This window comes from Micromonospora sp. NPDC127501 (assembly GCF_040302185.1).
Lineage (GTDB): Bacteria > Actinomycetota > Actinomycetes > Mycobacteriales > Micromonosporaceae > Micromonospora.
On the sequence record NZ_JBEORJ010000001.1, the window covers coordinates 464,089 to 480,466 of the forward strand.

Consider the following 16,378-nt stretch of genomic DNA (forward strand, 5'->3'; position numbering starts at 1 on the left):
CCAGGGCTCGGCACCTCGCGGCCGACTTCGGAGGCTGCCGCGTCTAGCGGCTCTCCTCGTCGAGCAGTGGTCCGAGTTGCCGAAGCAAGGTCGCTCGGTTGACGTTGGGCGGTAGCTCGATCCGCAGGCTGATGTTCGCCCCCTCGACCGTCAACACGGCCGGCTTCTGATGGTTACGCAGGCGCCAGTTGCGTATTGCGGCAACCAACGCCTCCGCCTGTGGCTGCAGCGTGGCCAGGGTGGCGAGATTCGCCAGCACGGCAATCCCCTCGATCGCCACGGTGATCGCACCGCTGTCGCGGACCCCCTCATAGGGCAGATCGATCTCCTCGATCACTTCAGTCGGTAGCAGTAGCTTGACGCTCGTCACTTCTCCCCTCTCACGAGTGCTGCGATCCGTTCCTGCACGGCTGGGTCCAGCTCGCGGAGCGTGGTCGAGGCGACCGCACCGCTGAAGTAGCCCTGCACGTGATGGATCCCCAACCGGAAAATCTCGTACAGACTGACTGGCGCGTCATCATCGAAGCCCTCGACAATGACCGTCCTTGGCTGCCCGGTCTGCCCCTGGTCGCTGGCATAGCGCGCGACACGTGCCACCAGCGCGAGTTCCTCCAACGCCATGGGGTGGTGCAGGATCGCCCGGTCGACCTTGATCTGGGTGAGCGGAAGCTCGGCCATACGCGCCAGCGATGCGTAGCCAACTCCGAAGTCGTCGACCGCGAAGCTGATCCGGAGCTCTCGCGCGAGCGCGGTCAGCCGGTTGTGGAAGTAGACCAGGGGCTCCTGCGGCCATCGCTCGCCCGGCTCCGGTTTGATCGGATCCTGCTCGGAGATCTCCAGTGTCAAGGTTCGGGGATGCAACCCTGCCTCGGTGAGCGCCTTGCTCACCTGGTTGAGGTACGCGTCGCTGAGCAGTGAGCGGACCGCCACGTTGACCGACAACGGCTTGGTTCCCTGCCATCCTGACGCGGCGTCGGCCTCCGCGTAGGAGTGAATTGCCTTGGCTACGAGGATCGCATCACGTTCGACCACGAAACGGTCACCCCAGTCGTGAGCCATGCGTAGCGCGGACCAGGGAGCGCGCAGTTCACGGTCGTTGCGCCGGGCCAGGGCCTCGAAACTCTGGACACTGACGCCGGTCGCGCGTTGGTCCAGCTCGACGACCGGCTGAAACACCATGATCATGGACCCGACCAGCTGTTGGTAGAGGCCGAAGGCGTCGTCATACAGTTTGAGTGGCAGTCGGCCGAAGGAGGTGCGCAGAGCAGTGAGGACGGTCATCTCCGACTGCAGCGGATCCGCCACCGGATCGGACTCCCAGACCGCCCGGAGCATGACGGCCAGCGGTTCACCCATGTCCAGTTGGGCAAGTGCCGGGTCGACCACGGCAAGGGTGAGAGTGCGGTCGCTCGTGAACGAGAGAGGTACGCAGAGCATCCGGCGACCGACCCCGTGCGAGACGACAAACCCTGGTGTGGCCCTCGGATGTTTCACCCTGTCGACGGCCGCGGTCTCCAACATTGGCGACAGGCTGTCCTTGTCGAATCGTGCTGTTCGGTTCACCACGCCGAAGCTGCTTCCGGTGAACTCGACGACTGCGGCCGATTCGGCATCGAGCGCCTGCCGGATGAGCTCGACACGTCCGTCGCGCTCGCTCTGCTGAGACTGGTGCGGTGAACGGACGTCTGCCGGGAACATCCGGTCGAGCAACTGCCTGATGGAGCTCGTCTGGTCCTCAAGTGGGTTGAGGCAGGGACGCGAGATGCCCGGGTTTGCCGGGCTGCTGAGCGCTTGGCGGTCGTGGCGGGACATCGGCGGTTGGGTCAGCACCGTGGTGGCCCCGTAAACGTGCGCCGTGTGCACCGGCGGAGGGTCCATACCCTGCTCGGCGACGAACGTCGCCATCTGGGCGAACGAGACCCGCCCCGCCTCGTCGCCCGCCCGACCCCGCAGTGCCCGCAGAACATGGTGCGTCAATGTTCCGTGGCCGTACTCGGCGCTCTCCCGGGTCACCGATCCGCTCGGGCAGGCGAGCAGAGCGTTGTGCCGGGGTCGGTCCACCGCCTCCGCGTACGACTGCAGAACCTTGACGTTGCGGCGGTCGGCGTCGGCGTAGAAACCCGCGTGACAGCAGTCAAGCACCAGGAACGACGCGCCCGCGAACGCATCGAAGATGTCGCGTTTGAGGAAGGACATTCGCAACCCGTTGTCGGGTTCGCGAGCAAGCATCCCCGGATCAAGGTCAGCCGTGACCAGATAGGCGTCGAGCTGATCACTCCATTGCGGCACCAACGTATGGCCGGCGAAGTAGACGAACAGAACATCCGATGGCGCGGAGCCCAGGGCCAGATCACGCAGGAACAGCTTGACCTCGCGCCAGGTGGCGTCGGGACCGACGAACATCTGCACCGCACCGTCGTCGAAGGTGCCGATGTCCTGGTCCAACAACACGTCCCGCAGCGCGAGAGCATCGCTTTCGGCGTACCGGAGGGGTGGAAGTTGAACGTCACGGCCGCACTGGTCCACTCCGATCAGGACTGCCCAACGTCTACTCAACGCCATCGACCCCCCAGGCGATCGCTGCGGTAACAGCGTGAGTTCAACTCGATGCCGGGAGTGACACTATCGGCATCTCGGCGGACATGCCGACCTGAGCAATCAGTCAGATTGTTGTCACAGCGCCAGCCCGGACCGATCCGAAACCGCCCCAAAGAGTCACCGACAGAGGTCTCCCGACCCCTCTGAACAGAACATCTGACCGCACCCGCGAGACGCGCGCAGGCATCAACGGATGCGACTGCGTGAGCGCACCGCTACGATGGGTCAGCAATCCAGAGGAAGGGGTCGTGCCCGCGTGCGAAGTCCCGTCACCGAGACCGCGCCGGCGTCTGCGCCGGGCCGATCCGCGCCGCTTGCGGCCGGCCGGCTGCGCAGGCTCGCCCGACGGCTGGTGCTGATCGCGGCCGCCGTCGGGGCCGGTTTCGTCGTGGCCACCCTGTTTCAGGGGCCGGCCGCCGCCGACGGGATGCGCAGCGGGTCCGGTGACGAGCCTCATCGGAGGATCGGCAATCTGGTCGAATCCTTCGCGCGGCTCACGATCGCCGAACGCCCCAGCCAGGACCGTCAAGAACCCGCGACTGCCCACGACCGCCGCGGCGACAGGTCCCGCGCCCCGCTGGTCGTGCCCACCGGTGGGGTGGCCGCCCCCCGCGAGGCTCCACCGGCGACGGAGCCTCGACGGTCGGCGGGGGCGTCGGGGCTCGGCGCATCCGTCTCACCCGGCGCGGCGGAGCGGAAAAGGCTCCGACCGGCCTCCGTGGCCCGCGCGGTTCATCGTCCGGCTCACCGGGTGGACCTGTCGCGCCCGGCCGCCGATCCACCGCGACAGCCGGCCACCGCCGCCCCGTCGGCGGTGCGTACGCCGGTCGAGTCAGCAGTGGTCGGCCTGGTCACCGCTCCCCTGCCGTACGTCGTCGACATCGTGAGCACGGTGCCGATCAGGCCCGTCGTCATGGGGCTCCTCGGGGTCGCCGATGCCGTTCTACCACCCCCTCTCTGCCCCGTGATCGTTTCGGGGGCGGCGGCACCTGCCCTGCCCGCTCCCCCAGCGCTCGGGCCGACCACCGTGCCGGTGACCGAGCCGGCTCCCGTACTGACAGTTCCGACGCCACCGGCGGGTCCGGCGCTGACCCCCGTACGCGCCGCAGCGCCGCCGGCCCCGGCCCCGGCCGCGCCACCGCCGATCTCCGTCGTCGGCCCCGCGCAGGCCACGGCCCCGACGGGACACCTCGCCGCACGTCCGGCACCGGTGGCCGCGCCGGGTCTGTTTCCTGGTGAGCCCGTCGCACCCGCCGCCGACCAGGACGCCGCCGGCGTCGACAACGGATCGACGCCTGCACCAGGGCTGGTCCGGCCGCTCGACCGGCCGTCGCACCTCGATGCCGGGCAACGCTGCGATCTCGTGCCGCTTCTGGTCGAGAGCCGAACTCCGTCGGCGATCGCCCGCCCAGGCTGAGGCGGGGTCGACCGACCCCGGTGGCTGGCCCGAGCGGCCGGCCTGTCCCACCCGCTGGTCGGTCGATCAGTGCCCGCGCCCGTCCGCCGCGACGATGCCGCGGGCCGATACCCACCCGTCTGTAGCGCACGACGCCCTGACCAACCCGTGGACGTTCCGGGATCGGTGGCCGTCGTGGCGCGTACCGGAGATCGGAGAGAACGTGGTGATCCACGTTGTTGTCGCCGAGGACATGGGTTTGCTCCGCGGGGCGCTCTGCGCCGCGCTGTCACGCGAGGAGGACATGAAGGTGGTCGCCGACGTCGAGGGTGTCGGTGAACTGATGACGGTGGTCCGGCGGTGCCGACCACAGGTGGTGGTGCTGGCACTGACACCGGAACTGCCCGACCCGGTGGAGGTGGTCGCCCGGATCGACGTCGAGGCGCCGCACGCCGCCGTGCTGGCGATGAGCCCGCGGTGGAGCCCGGCGTTGGTGGAGGCGGCGCTGGCAGCCGGCGCGCGCGGCCTGGTCGGGAAGGACTGCTCGCTGGCCGAGTTGGTGGGCGCGATCCGCGCGCTCGCGGCCGGGGAGAGAGCGATCGACCCGGCCGCGGCGATCGCGGTGCTGAGTCCCCCGGAGATGCCGTTGACGCCTCGGGAGATGGACGTGCTGCGGATGGCAGCCGAGGGTCTGCCTCTGAAGGAGATCGCCGTCCGCCTTTACCTGGCGCACGGCACGGTGCGCAATCACCTGTCGGTGATTCTGCGCAAGACCGGTGCCCGCAATCGGTTGGAGGCGGTGTCGCGCGCGAGGCGTAACGGCTGGCTGTAGCCGTCGGGGCGGGTCCGGTGACCTTTGCGGGCCCGCCCCCGTCGCCGTGCGGCCTCACCGGATGCGTGTTTGAATGTTGACGTTGTGTGATCACCATCGGAGTGCGGGAAGGTTCATCGTGATCCGTACCCTGCTCGCCTTGGACGGTGCCCTGGTTCTGGGCGCGCTGTCGTTCGTCCTCGCCGCCGAGGAGGACATCCGTGTCGTGGCGGAGGTGGATCGCGGCGACGCGGTCTCCGCGGCCGTCCACGCTCAACGCCCCGACGTCGTGGTGGCCGACCTCGATCTCGTCGAGCAGGTCGATCCCGACCGTCTCGGCCGGTGCCCCGTCCTGGTGCTGGCCCACCCGCATCGGGCCCGGCGGCTGCGGGGCATGCTGTGCCCGAGCAGGGCGGTCGGCATCCTGCGCAGTGACGCCGCCCCCCAGCGGGTCATCGACGGGATCCGCCGGCTCGCCCGCCGGGAGCCCGTGCTCGACGCCGATCTCGTCGTGGCGGCGCTGCACTCGGACGGCCCACTGACCAGCCGCGAGACGGAGGTGTTGAGGCTGACGGCAGCGGGTGCGCCGGTCGCGGAGGTGGCGGCGTCGCTCGGGCTCACCCGTGGCACCGTCCGCAACCATCTCGGGCGGATCGCCCGCAAGGTGGGCGCGCGTACCCGGGTGGAGGCCGTACGGATGGCCGGCGAGGCGGGCTGGATCTGACCGGCGGCGTCGGCGCGGCTGCGCGGGGGTCAGCCCCGCCGCGCCGACGCCGCCGGGGACGACACCACCGAGTCGTCCCAGCAGCCGACGAGCACCCGGTAGGTGGCCGAGCGGGCCATCAACTGTTCGTGCGTCCCCACCACGGGCTGGTCGCCGTCGAGGACCAGCACCCGGTCGGCCCGCAGCGCGGAACTGATCCGGTGCGCGACCACCACGAGGGTGCCGGGCCGCCGGACGAAGGCGGCCTCGACCGTCGCTTCCAGCACCGGGTCCAGGTGACAGGTCGCCTCGTCGAGGACCACCAGCGGGGCGGGTGCCAGCCAGGCCCGGACCGCCGCGATGAGCTGCCGCTCGCCGGCGGAGAGCTGGGCCGGCGCGACCGGCGCGCCCAGGCCGCCCAGGCGGGTCGCCAGGGGACGCGCGCCGAGCGCGTCGAGGGCGACCTCCAGCGTGTCATCGTCGGCGTCCGGTCGGAGGTAGCGGAGGTTGTCGGCGAGACTGCCGGTGAAGACGTACGCCTCCTGGGGCACCAGCACCCGCATCCGGGCGAGAACGGCCGGCTCCACCTCGGCGACCCTCGTGCCGGCCAGGTGGACCGTGCCTGCCTGCGGCGGCACCAGACCGGCCATCAGAGCGGCCAGTGTGGATTTGCCCGCACCGCTCGGGCCCACCACGGCGAGATGGTCCCGGTCGGCCAGTGTCAGCGAGAAGTTCTCCAGGACGGGCCGGGCGCGCGGGCCGTAGCCGAAGGTCAGTCCCCGGACCTCGAGGGCCGGCGGGCGATCGGCGGTACCGGGTGGCCGGGAGCGGGGCGTCCGGGCGGCGAGGGCTGACGGGCTCTGGTCGTCGGAGACCGGATAGGTGCGCAGGATGTTCTCCAGGGTGACCGCGTAGCGGAGCCCGCCGCCGCCGAGGCCCTGCACCAGGGTGTGCAGGGCGGGTTGCAGCCCGGTGGAGACGTAGATCAGCGCGCCCAGCACCGCGCCGGCGGTGAGACCACGCTCGACCAGCCACGGGGCGGTCACCACCAGCACCAGCAGTGGCAGCCAGCCACCGACGCCGAGGCTGAGGCTGCGGATCGCCGCCATCCGGGCGAGCATGCGTTCGGCGGCGGCCTGCGCCGCCACCCAGCGTGCCACCTCCGCCGTCACGCGTGTCTGTGCGCCGCAGGCCAGCACGTCGCGATGACCGGCCAGCGTGGTCGCCGCCGACTGGCCGAGCTGCTCACCGGCCCGGACGTAGGCGCGCTGGTGCGTGACCATCGCCGGCAGCGCGGCGAGAAACACGACCAGACCGGCGACCAGCGGCGCGACCGCCAGCAACGCCACCACCGGCGCCAGGGCGAGCAGGCCGAGCAGGGCCGCGCCGGCGGAGAAGAGGAAACCGCGGGTCACCATCAGCAGACCGGCGAAGGTGTCGCGGACGATCTCCATCTGGTGGGTCAGCCGGGTCACGGCGGCGCTGTCCGGGCGACCACCCGCCCTGGTGGCGTCGCGTAGCGCTCCCCGGATCACCTGAGCGGCCACCTCGTCGCGGAACGGCTCGACCACGGCGCCGAGGCTCCGGTACGTCCGACCGGTGGCCGCCGCGCCGACCAGTACGGCCACGGCGAGGACCCCCAGCCAGGCCAGGCCGTTGAGCAGCCGTCCGGCCAGAAATCCCTCGTCGACGGCGCGAGCGACCAGGTAGCCGGCGAGCAGCGCGGGCAGCGACTCGACGAGCGACCAGCCGCCGAGCCCGGCGAGTTCCCGCCGCCGGGCCCGCAGCGCCCGCCAGGTCACCCGACGTACGCCGGGACGACTCACGACCCACCGCCGGCCGGCTGGAAGACGGCACGGTAGTCCGGGTCGGCCCACAGTTGCCGGTGTGGTGCCAGACCGCGCAGCCGGCCACCGTCCAGCCAGGCGACGAGGTCGGCCGCCGCGGCCGCCGCGGTCCGGTGGGTGACCACCAGTCGGGTACGCCCCCCGGCGCGCCCGAGAACCGCCTCGGTGATCCGGTGTTCGGTAGCGGTGTCGAGGCTGGACGTCGCGTCGTCCAGGATGAGCAGCCGTTCGGCGGCGAACGCGCGGGCCAGGCCGAGGCGTTGGGTCTCGCCCCCGGAGAGCGGCGTGTCCACCAGCGGGGTGCGGTAACCGCCGGGCAGACGTTCGATCACGTCGGCGACCGCCGCCATCCGGGCCGCCCGCAGAACCGCCGGGGTGGCCGGGCTCCGGTCGTTCGGCGGTGCCGCCGCGTCGACCGGCAGCGCCAAGCCGATCGCGTCGTGGACGGTCGCGCCGATCAGCACCGGCCGGTCGAAGGCGTAGCCGACGGCCCGGCGCAGCGCCACCGCGTCGAGCTCGCGCAGCGGCACCCCGTCCAGTCGCACCTCACCGCGGTCGGGGTCGTACAACCGTCCCGCCACGGCCGCCAGGGTCGACTTGCCGGCACCGGACGCTCCGACGACGGCCACTGTCGCGCCGGCCGGCACGTCCAGGTCGACGCCGTCCAGGATGGGCCGGCCGTCGTCGGCGTGCACGCACACCCCGCGCAGTCGGAGGGCGCCGCCACCGGGCGGAAGAGGCCGATCGCCTGCCGGCGTGGCGGGCTGCGTCAGCAGCTCGGCGACCCGGTGTGCTCCCGCGCGGCTGCGGACCAGGTGGTTCAGGGTGGCCAGCACCGCACCGAGCCCGGCGCCCATGGCCGCGTACCGGACCGCCGCGACCAGTTCACCCGGTGTGAGCCAGCCTGCGGTCAGGGCGTATCCACCGACCGCGATGACGCTCAGGTTCAGCAGTGGCGCCACGGCCGAGGTGCGCGCACTCGCCCGGGCCAGCAGTCCCCAGGTACGCCGGCCGTGCCGGCCCAGCTCCGGTAGGGCTGCCAGCACCCGGTCCTCCTCGCGGCGGGTCGTGCCGGCGGCGGCGATGGTCCGGGCGCCGGTCAGCGACTCCAACAGCCGGCCGGCGATGCTGCCGAGCACCCGCTGGTAGCTGGCGGTCGCGGCCGAGGCGTCGGCCACGAAGGCGCGCATGAGGACGGCGAGCAGGCCGAGACCGACGAGCAGGGTGAGACCGAGGACCGGTTCCATGATGGCGAGCGCGACGACGCTGCCCAGCGGCGGAAGCACCGCCACGACGGCCAGGACCACGGCGTTGCCGGCCTGTCCCGCGTCGGCGGCCTGGCCGACCAACCGTCCGACGAGATCACCCACCGGGTGCCGGCGGGTGGCGCGGACGTCCACGGCGAACAGGTGACGCAGTAGCCGCCGGCGCAGCGTGGCGGTGGCGCGCGCCGCACCGAAGCCGCTGGCCAGATCCGTCAGGGTGTCGACGCAGATGAGGACGACGACCAGGGCGCAGGCGGACACCGCCCACCAGGCGGAGCCGCCGTCGAGGGCGGCGTCGACGGCGCGGCCGAGGGCCGCGGGTAGCAACAGTTCGGCGGCCGCGCCGACCAGCGCGACCGCCGCGAGTCCAGCAGTCCAACCGCCGCCCGCCAGGACCGTCTGCCGCAGCAGCCTGTCCCCCGCGGCGAACGTCGGCATCGGGCCCTCCCGTTGGTACGCGGTTGCCCTGGGTGGGCACGTCTACCCACCCAGGGCCCCACGTGTGCGTGGATCAGTTGCAGGTCGTGACGGAGAGCGAGCTGTCGCCGCAGAGCAGCAGGCTCGCCCGGCTACCGCCACCGGTGCGGTCGGCCGGAGCCATCTCCAGGCCCTGGAGGTCCAGAAGTGCCATGTCGTTCACCTCCCTTCCTTCCGTTCGCCGATCGGGTCGCCCCCGCTGTCGCGAGGGAGTCTGTCCGCGCCCGGCAGGGGCGCGAGAAAGGGCAGCGCTGGCGGCTGGTCGTGCTGCGCGCTGGCCAGCGCGTACAGCACGCCGGCGGTGCCGGTGCCGAAGTCCATGGAGAGCCGCAGCAACTGCTCACCGGGGAATGCGGTCCCCTCCCGGTACGGCAGCGCGTGCCAGGCCAGCCGATCCACCTGCGCGCGAAGTTCGCGGCGGTCGGCGTCGTCGGTCGAGGCGGCGAGGTAGGCGATGATGCCGGCCCGGCCGGCGAAGAGCCCGGACTGTGCGTAGAACGGTGAGCGCGCCGCGCGGCGCACCCCCGCGCTCGCCTCGGCGAACTGGTCGTCGGCCCGGTGGCGCAGGTACTGGTCGAGGACCAGCCCGATACCGACGCTGCCGTGGGCCAGGTAGGGCATGGTGCGCCAGCCCTCATTGACCTCCAGGGCACCGTCCGGCCGCAGCACACACCGGCGCAGATCCTGACGCAGCGCCGTGGCGGCGTGCCCCAACAGCTCGTCGTCGCCGCTGAGCTCGTAGAGCCGCAACAGCATCAGCGCCGGTCCGGTCCGGCCCCGCAACAGCCCGGCGTACGGGTTACGTCCGCCGCTGACGTCCGGGCCCGGGTCGTCGGCCAGCTGCCCGATGACACGCTCGGCGGCCCGCCACGCGGCGTCGCGCAACGACACCTCTCCGGTGCGCGCGGCCAGCTCGGCCAGGTTGAGCGCGATCCCGGACAGTCCGCTGGCCAGGCTGTGGTCGAGCCCGTCCAGGGGTTCCCGCAGGCAGATGTCGAGAACGTCCAGCGCGTCCTGCCGGCGTCCGAGGTGAACGAGTGCGTACGCCACCCCGTGCAGCCCGTCGTAGAAGCCGCAGCGGGTGCCGGACGGCGGCGCTGTCGCCCGCCGCACCAGCCAGTCTTCGTGCTCGGGCCACCGCCCGGCACCGCTCTTGTCGAGCGCGTACAGCACCCCGGCCGCCCCGTGGGCGAGGTTGAGGCCGCCGCTGCGGAACTGCTCGATGTCACCGGGAAAGAGCCGGTCGTCGCGCTCGGGGGTGGCGCTGGCCACGATCGCCGTGGTCAGCCGGTCCCGCGTGGTGCGCCAGTCATCCGCGTCGAGACTTCCTCGCGGTTCCGCGGTGACGGGCGGCTCACCGGTGATCTCCTCGACCGCCGGATCGAGGAAGGACCTCGGCACCGGGAAGTTCGCGGCGATGATGTCGGCCAGGTGAGTGACCTTCGCCGGGGCGAGCCGGACCAGCTGCGTCAGTGGCAGGAACAGCGCCAACCGCAGGCACGCCAGGGCGTACCGGTCGACCGCCGGCCCGCTGCGGTCCCTCGGTGCCGCGAAGCCCTGGTTGCGCAACCCGGGTCGGCGGTGTCCGGCGATCGGGGCGGCCACTTCGAAGTCGACCAGGGCGACCCGGTCGTCCGGCCGGATCATGATGTTGAACAGGTGCAGGTCCCCGTAGACCAGGCCGCGTTCGTGGATCGCCGCGACGACGGATTCGACCTGCTCGTAGGTCTGGCGGGCCCACCGGGCGTACGCCGCCCGGTCGCTGTCGGTCGCGTCGGCGTCGATCAGGGGGTACCTGTCGACCAGCACCTTGTTCAGCGGTCGGCCCTCGATGAACTCGAGCGCGAGGAACCGGTGCTCGCCGAGGACGAACTCGTCGTGCACCCGAGGAACCTGCGGCAGGTCGGCGAGTTGCCGTAGGGCCTGCGCCTCGCGGGCCAGCCGGGCGACGGCGTCGGTGCCGTCGGCGTCCAGGCCGGCGTGCGGTCGGGCCTCCTTCAGCACCACCTCGGTGTCGGTACGCAGGTCCCTGCCCACGTACAGGCCGCCGCCGTTCGAGAAGTGGATCACTCGCTCGATCCGGTACGGCACCTGGTCGGTGCTGGCGCCGCTCCGCGCGGCCAGGTGCGAGCCGAGGAAGTCGGGCACTGTGACCCAGGACGGTACGTGAAAGACGGGCTCCCGGCGGTCCGGCACCAGCGTGCCGGAGTCGTCCTCGATCGCCGGCACCACCTGGCCGTCGGGCGAGTGGCAGTAGCGTGCGGCGAAGCCGCCGTAGCGCACGTAGACCGGGCCGGCACCGTAGCGGAGGTCACTGAGGATGTACGGCCCGGTCTCGCCGGTCAGCAGTTCGTCGAGCTCCTTGCAGGCCAGCTCCAGCTCCGCGTCGTCGCGCGGATAGACGGTGATGAACTTGCCGCTGGCGGCCCGGGCGGCGTACTTGGAATTGCGCAGCAGCAGCGTGCGCGGCCCGCGCAGGAACTTGAAGGACAGTCCGCGGGGGACGCAGTAGTTCCAGACCGCGTCCAGCACCCGCTCGGCGTTCGCCAGACCGGCCGAGACATGAATCTTCCAGCCCTGCTGCGGCAGCGAGCCGCCGTCGGGCGCGTAGATCAGCCAGTCGTCGAGCGGCTCACGGCGCCAGCCGGCTGGCGTCGGCCGGTCGGCGGCCGGGAAGACGGGCTGTGCGACGGCGCTGCCGAGCGAGTCGTAGAACAGCCGATCCGCGGCGCAGTAGCTGTCGTAGCGTTCGTCCACCGTCTCGCCGCCCCTCGATCTCGGCCGGCTGTTGTTCCGGCGTTGAATCGAGTCTCATCGACGGGATGTGGTGGGCTCCAGTGCGCTTAGTCACGACGTTCGATGCGGGGTGCACAGGTACTCATGACATTAGTCAGGGCCGCGCTCCGTAAACCTCGGCGCCCATCGGCTTGTCGACTTCCAGGTCCGTTACCGCGGCGACCCGGGCGATCATCATGTACTGCCCGATCACCATCAGGAGTTCGACCACCTCGCGCGGGGAGAGCAGCCCGGTCAGTGCGGCGGTGGTGTCGTCGGGCGGGCGGACGTCGCGGACGACTTCGGTCGTGAAGCGCAGGACGATCTGCTGGTCCGACGTGAAACAGTCGTCCCCGATCTCGTCGCGCCCGAGCGCGTGGATCATCTCGTCCGTGGCGCCGACGGAGCGGGCGATGGGCTCGTGCTGAGCCCACTCATATGCGACGTCGCTCAGCTGGGCAACCCGCAGGATCGCGATTTCGCGCAGCAGTGGGTCGAGGGCCAGGTCCTTGAGCAGCGTGCCGCCCCAGCGCATCCAGTCCGGAAACGCCGTCTCGGCGTGGGCCATGACGCGGAAGAAGTTCAGAGGAAGCGCGGCCTGTAGCGCCTCGCGGACCGGCGCCGGGGCGTCGGCGGGGTTCACGTACGGCAAGCGACTCACGCTTCCCCCTTAGAAGCGGCAAATCGGGCGCAACAGACCATATCCAATCCCGGATGCGCTCGCCGCAGATCTGTTCCGGGGGCCGGCGGCGGTACGGCGATGAGCACGCGCGTACGACGAAGGTGCGGGTGGGCCGGCCCGAAACCACGCTGATGCTCGTCGATGTTGCCAAAGCCGATCCAGACGTGTTGGAATGGCTCATATCGCCGCAGCGCGGGGGCAAACGCGCTGGGAACGGCCAGCACGGGAGCATCGCAGCGCCGGCAGCGCGTCGCCTTGGCGGACGCTCGCCTGGCGGATCGCCGGGCCATCTCTACGACGACGGGCGCCTTGCCGGGCAATCTTTCTCGCCCGCCGTAGGTAACCCCCGCACGTGTCCCGATGGCTGACGCGCTCGACGCCTGACCCGCCGGGGGCGTCCGATTCGGCCTGCCAGCACCAGAACCGGCGACGAGGTGAGAAGCAATCATGATTTCCCGAGAGAACTTCGCGGGTTGGTACCGGAACCGCTTCGTGTGGGTGGCGGCGATCGTGCTGGTGGCGTCGGCCGGCGCGGCCGTACTGGTCAACCGGGCCGGCCCGGAGGCGAAGCCGGCGGATCTGCAATCGCAGGTCATCGCCCGGATGCGGACCACGCTCGAACAGGCGGACCCGGGACAGCACAACCACGCCGGACACGGGGCCCAGCAGGCGGCCAGCACGGCGAAGCCCGCAGTGATCTGCGGGGTCCGCGTCTACGGCTACGAGCCGACCGAGGCCACAGCGCTCGCCGACGTACGGACGGTCTACGGCTTCCACCTCTGCGGGGTCGCCGAACAGAAACGCCCGTGGGACGTGGCGGTCAAACTGGCCGGTCCCGTGATCATGGACATGTCCACCGAGCCTCCGGGCATCCAGGTGGTCGAGGCGACCGCCGAGGTCATGTTCACCGACCGGGTACGGCAGATGCTCCCGCCCAAGTACGCGGAGCTGGCGCTCAAGGAGGCGCTGACCGAGTCGGAGATGGCCGACCAGCGCCGCCGGTACGACGCCGCAGCCGGCCTGTGACCATGGCGGGCGGCCGGCGAGGCGGTCGTCGCGCGCAGCCGGATCCGAACCGGGCGGCTGCGGACACGCCGGTCAGCTCGATCCACATCCGACCATAGATCGATAAACATTGATATTTGGACCGATAGATGCAACAGTTGGTTTGGGAGCGTTCCCATTCTGATCTGTAGTCCCGAAGAGCGGAGGATGAACAGTGCGTTCACTCAAGTCCGATCGATCCGGCGGACGATCCCGGTCACCAGTCCGTCGGTCCCTGCGAGCATTCGTCATGGTGTTCGCCATCGTGGCCGGCATGCTGCCCTTCACCGGGGCAGCCCAGGCTCACGGCACCATCATCAACCCGATGAGTCGCGCCTACCAATGCTGGAAGACCTGGGGTAGTCAGCACATGAACCCCGCCATGCAGCAGCAGGACCCCATGTGTTGGCGGGCGTTCCAGGCAAACCCCGACACCATGTGGAACTGGATGAGCCAGTTGCGGGACGGTCTCGGCGGCCAGTACCAGGCTCGCACCCCGGACGGGCAGCTGTGCAGCAACGCCCTGTCCAGGAACGACAGCGTGAACCAGCCCGGGGCGTGGAAGACGACCACCGTCAGCCGCAACCTCACGGTCCAGCTGTACGACCAGGCCAGCCACGGCGCTGACTACTTCCAGGTCTACGTCACCAAGCAGGGGTTCAACCCATCCACCCAGAAGCTCGGGTGGGGCAACCTCGACCTGATCACGACGACCGGGCGCTACGCGCCGGCGCAGAACATCTCGTTCAACGTCTCGCTCCCGGCGCGCAGCGGAAACCACATCCTGTTCGTGCTCTGGAGGGCGTCGCACCTGGACCAGACCTACATGTGGTGCAGTGACATCAACGTCACCTGATCGGCACTACCGAAGCTACAAAACTGATCCGGCTCAGGGCGTTGGCGCCCTGAGCCGGATCGCTGTTCCGATCGTGGCCTCATCCGCCCCCGCCGGGTGGCGGACCGCTCGGGCCGCCAGGGGCACCGCAATGTCGACCTGTGTGACCAGCCATCGCCGCGTCAGTCGAGGCGGATGCTTGCGAGGGCCAGTCGTTGGAAGGGCTCGGTCTCGCGCCACCGGCTGTCCTCAGTGACCCAGGACAGGCTGTAAGCGCGGGTCTTGCTCTCGTTGACCAGCAGCCGGCGGGCGTGCAGCCGCGTGCCGCCGGCCTGGTCGCAGGTGTACTCCCACTCCGCCGCGCCGCCTGGGCGGATTACCGGCCCAATACTGATCTTCTGGTAGCCAGCCAGCACCTTGGCGGTCAGTGCGTCGCGCTCGGCGGCCTCCCACTGCTTCGACGGTACCGAGGAAGCTGTGGCGGCGGGGTCGACGGCGATGGCCCGTATCGCGGCGGGGTCACGGAAGCACACCAGTGCGCCCTCGGTGTGCCGGGCCCATCCCTCGGGCACCGCCAGCAGAAAACCGTCGGGGTCCTGGTGCCACGCCCACCCGTTCGGCAGGGCGTACGGCAGCGGCGCTTCGAGCGCCTGCAAAGGTTCGGCCTCGCTGGAGGCGGCATCGTCCAGGCAAGGGTGGGCTGGCGGTGCCGTCGCGCTCGACTCCACCACGCCGGCGGCCGCACCGCCCGGCTCGGCCGCCGGAAGGCTGTCCGGGCCGCGCCAGCCGATCACGGCACCGGTGGCCGTGACGACGGCGGCCGCGACCGCCAGCAGCCCCACTACGGCTCCCGCGAACGCCCAGCCGGTCGTCCGATCGCGGATGGGGGGTGCCAGGACCGGAATGACCATTGTGGTGATCGCATCTGCGTCGGCCGGAACCGTCGGCGTGACGGCCGGGGGTCGACGGCGCGACGTGGCGCGCACACGCGCCCAGCGGCGCGCTCGCGGTGCCGGCGCGGGCGTCGCCGCGGCCACCCGCTCCAGTTGGTCGCGGGCCTCCTGAGCGGAGAGGCGTTGGCGGGGGTTGCGCAGCAGGAGACCGCTGATCGCGGATTCGAGCGACGCGACGGTCATCCGGTCCGGTGCCTCGGTGGCCAGGGCGGCGAGCATGGCCAGGGTCGACGGCCGAGTCCACGGCGGGCGGCCCTCCGCGGCCAGGTAGAGCGTCGCTCCGAGAGCCCACAGGTCGGTGGCGGGGGTGGACCTCCCGTCGCGGGCACGCTCCGGTGCGGTGTACTGGACCGTCGACAGGCTCGCCGCGGTGACGGTCGCCGGACCCCGGGTGTCGAAGATCGACAGACCGAATCCGCCGAGCATGACCCGACCACCGTCGGCGAGCAGCACGTTCTGCGGCCGGACCTCCCGATGCGTCACTCCCCTGGCGTGGGCGGCACTCAGTGCGGCGATCAGGTGCAGGCCGACCCGTGCCACCTCGGCGGGTGCCAGCGGACCGTCGGTGGCAACCACCTCGGACAGGGACCGGGAGGGTACGTGCTCCATGACGAGCCACAGATACCCGTCGGTGCTCAGCACGTCCCACATTCCGACCACGCTCGGATGATCCAGACCGGCCAGGCCGCGTACCTCCCCGAGCGTTCTGTCCCGCAGCCGGGACCGCTCAGCGTCGCTCACCCATCCCGGCAGGGTCATCTGTTTGAGCGCGACGTGCCGGTCGAGCAATTCGTCGCGTGCCAGCCAGACGCGTCCCGGGGTCGCGGTGTCCCCGATCAGCAGAAGCCTGCGGTAGCGGCCGGCGAGCAACTCGTCATCCATGCGAGTGATTCGGAGCGGTACGCAGTCCGGATGGGTGGGGTGACCAGAGGCACCAGGGTTCAGGCGGCGGACCGGGCCGGGCCGGCCGCCGGTGTGACGGCAGCCGGCCC

Annotated in this window: 13 protein-coding genes; 5 read left to right on the forward strand and 8 right to left on the reverse strand. The window is 71.1% G+C overall.

From position 1 onward, the window contains the following. Positions 1–43 precede the first annotated feature (43 nt). Both ABTW72_RS02055 and ABTW72_RS02060 read right to left on the reverse strand, forming a co-directional pair. The gene (locus ABTW72_RS02055) at positions 44–370 is read right to left on the reverse strand and encodes a hypothetical protein (RefSeq protein WP_350853052.1); all 327 of its coding nucleotides are present in this window, start codon (positions 368–370) and stop codon (positions 44–46) included. Then, positions 367–2,562, reverse strand: a complete 2,196-nt coding sequence (locus ABTW72_RS02060; RefSeq protein WP_350853055.1) for an EAL domain-containing protein — start codon at positions 2,560–2,562, stop codon at positions 367–369. Before ABTW72_RS02060 ends, ABTW72_RS02055 begins: the two co-directional genes overlap by 4 nt. Before the next feature lie 787 nt (positions 2,563–3,349). On the opposite strand from ABTW72_RS02060, the gene ABTW72_RS02065 reads away from it, so the two are divergent. The 3 genes from ABTW72_RS02065 to ABTW72_RS02075 all read left to right on the forward strand — a co-directional run bounded on the left by ABTW72_RS02065 (position 3,350) and on the right by ABTW72_RS02075 (position 5,529). Further along, a complete protein-coding gene (locus tag ABTW72_RS02065; protein ID WP_350853058.1) occupies positions 3,350–4,015 on the forward strand; it encodes a hypothetical protein in 666 nt (221 codons plus the stop codon). 94 nt (positions 4,016–4,109) lie between these two features. Then, entirely contained in the window at positions 4,110–4,826 is a 717-nt protein-coding gene (locus tag ABTW72_RS02070; protein WP_350853060.1) for a response regulator transcription factor, read from the forward strand. Positions 4,827–4,944: 118 nt separating this feature from the next. After that, positions 4,945–5,529: a response regulator transcription factor gene (locus ABTW72_RS02075; protein WP_350853063.1), complete on the forward strand. Its 585-nt coding sequence runs from the start codon at positions 4,945–4,947 to the stop codon at positions 5,527–5,529. Between the two features lie 29 nt (positions 5,530–5,558). Here the strand turns inward: ABTW72_RS02075 and ABTW72_RS02080 are convergent, their stop codons facing one another. The 5 genes from ABTW72_RS02080 to ABTW72_RS02100 all read right to left on the reverse strand — a co-directional run bounded on the left by ABTW72_RS02080 (position 5,559) and on the right by ABTW72_RS02100 (position 12,515). Then, positions 5,559–7,334, reverse strand: coding sequence for an ATP-binding cassette domain-containing protein (locus ABTW72_RS02080; RefSeq protein WP_350853066.1), 1,776 nt, complete (start codon positions 7,332–7,334; stop codon positions 5,559–5,561). Continuing rightward, positions 7,331–9,058, reverse strand: a complete 1,728-nt coding sequence (locus tag ABTW72_RS02085; RefSeq protein WP_350853069.1) for an ABC transporter ATP-binding protein — start codon at positions 9,056–9,058, stop codon at positions 7,331–7,333. Before ABTW72_RS02085 ends, ABTW72_RS02080 begins: the two co-directional genes overlap by 4 nt. 73 nt (positions 9,059–9,131) lie before the next feature. Continuing rightward, positions 9,132–9,251, reverse strand: a complete 120-nt coding sequence (locus ABTW72_RS02090) for a SapB/AmfS family lanthipeptide (protein WP_013734295.1) — start codon at positions 9,249–9,251, stop codon at positions 9,132–9,134. A gap of 5 nt (positions 9,252–9,256) precedes the next feature. After that, complete coding sequence (lanKC, locus tag ABTW72_RS02095; RefSeq protein WP_350853072.1) at positions 9,257–11,854, reverse strand: class III lanthionine synthetase LanKC; 2,598 nt, start codon at positions 11,852–11,854, stop codon at positions 9,257–9,259. A gap of 133 nt (positions 11,855–11,987) precedes the next feature. Beyond that, complete coding sequence (locus tag ABTW72_RS02100; RefSeq protein ID WP_350853074.1) at positions 11,988–12,515, reverse strand: carboxymuconolactone decarboxylase family protein; 528 nt, start codon at positions 12,513–12,515, stop codon at positions 11,988–11,990. A gap of 486 nt (positions 12,516–13,001) precedes the next feature. On the opposite strand from ABTW72_RS02100, the gene ABTW72_RS02105 reads away from it, so the two are divergent. Together ABTW72_RS02105 and ABTW72_RS02110 are read left to right on the forward strand one after the other, a co-directional pair. Next, the gene (locus ABTW72_RS02105; protein WP_350853077.1) at positions 13,002–13,580 is read left to right on the forward strand and encodes a hypothetical protein; all 579 of its coding nucleotides are present in this window, start codon (positions 13,002–13,004) and stop codon (positions 13,578–13,580) included. 268 nt (positions 13,581–13,848) lie between these two features. After that, on the forward strand, positions 13,849–14,454 hold the full coding sequence (locus ABTW72_RS02110) for a lytic polysaccharide monooxygenase auxiliary activity family 9 protein (protein ID WP_112583273.1): 606 nt from the start codon (positions 13,849–13,851) through the stop codon (positions 14,452–14,454). A 161-nt stretch (positions 14,455–14,615) separates the two neighbouring features. On the opposite strand, the gene ABTW72_RS02115 is transcribed toward ABTW72_RS02110, so the two are convergent. Next, positions 14,616–16,268: a serine/threonine-protein kinase gene (locus tag ABTW72_RS02115; protein WP_350853081.1), complete on the reverse strand. Its 1,653-nt coding sequence runs from the start codon at positions 16,266–16,268 to the stop codon at positions 14,616–14,618. Between the last annotated feature and the right edge of the window lie 110 nt (positions 16,269–16,378).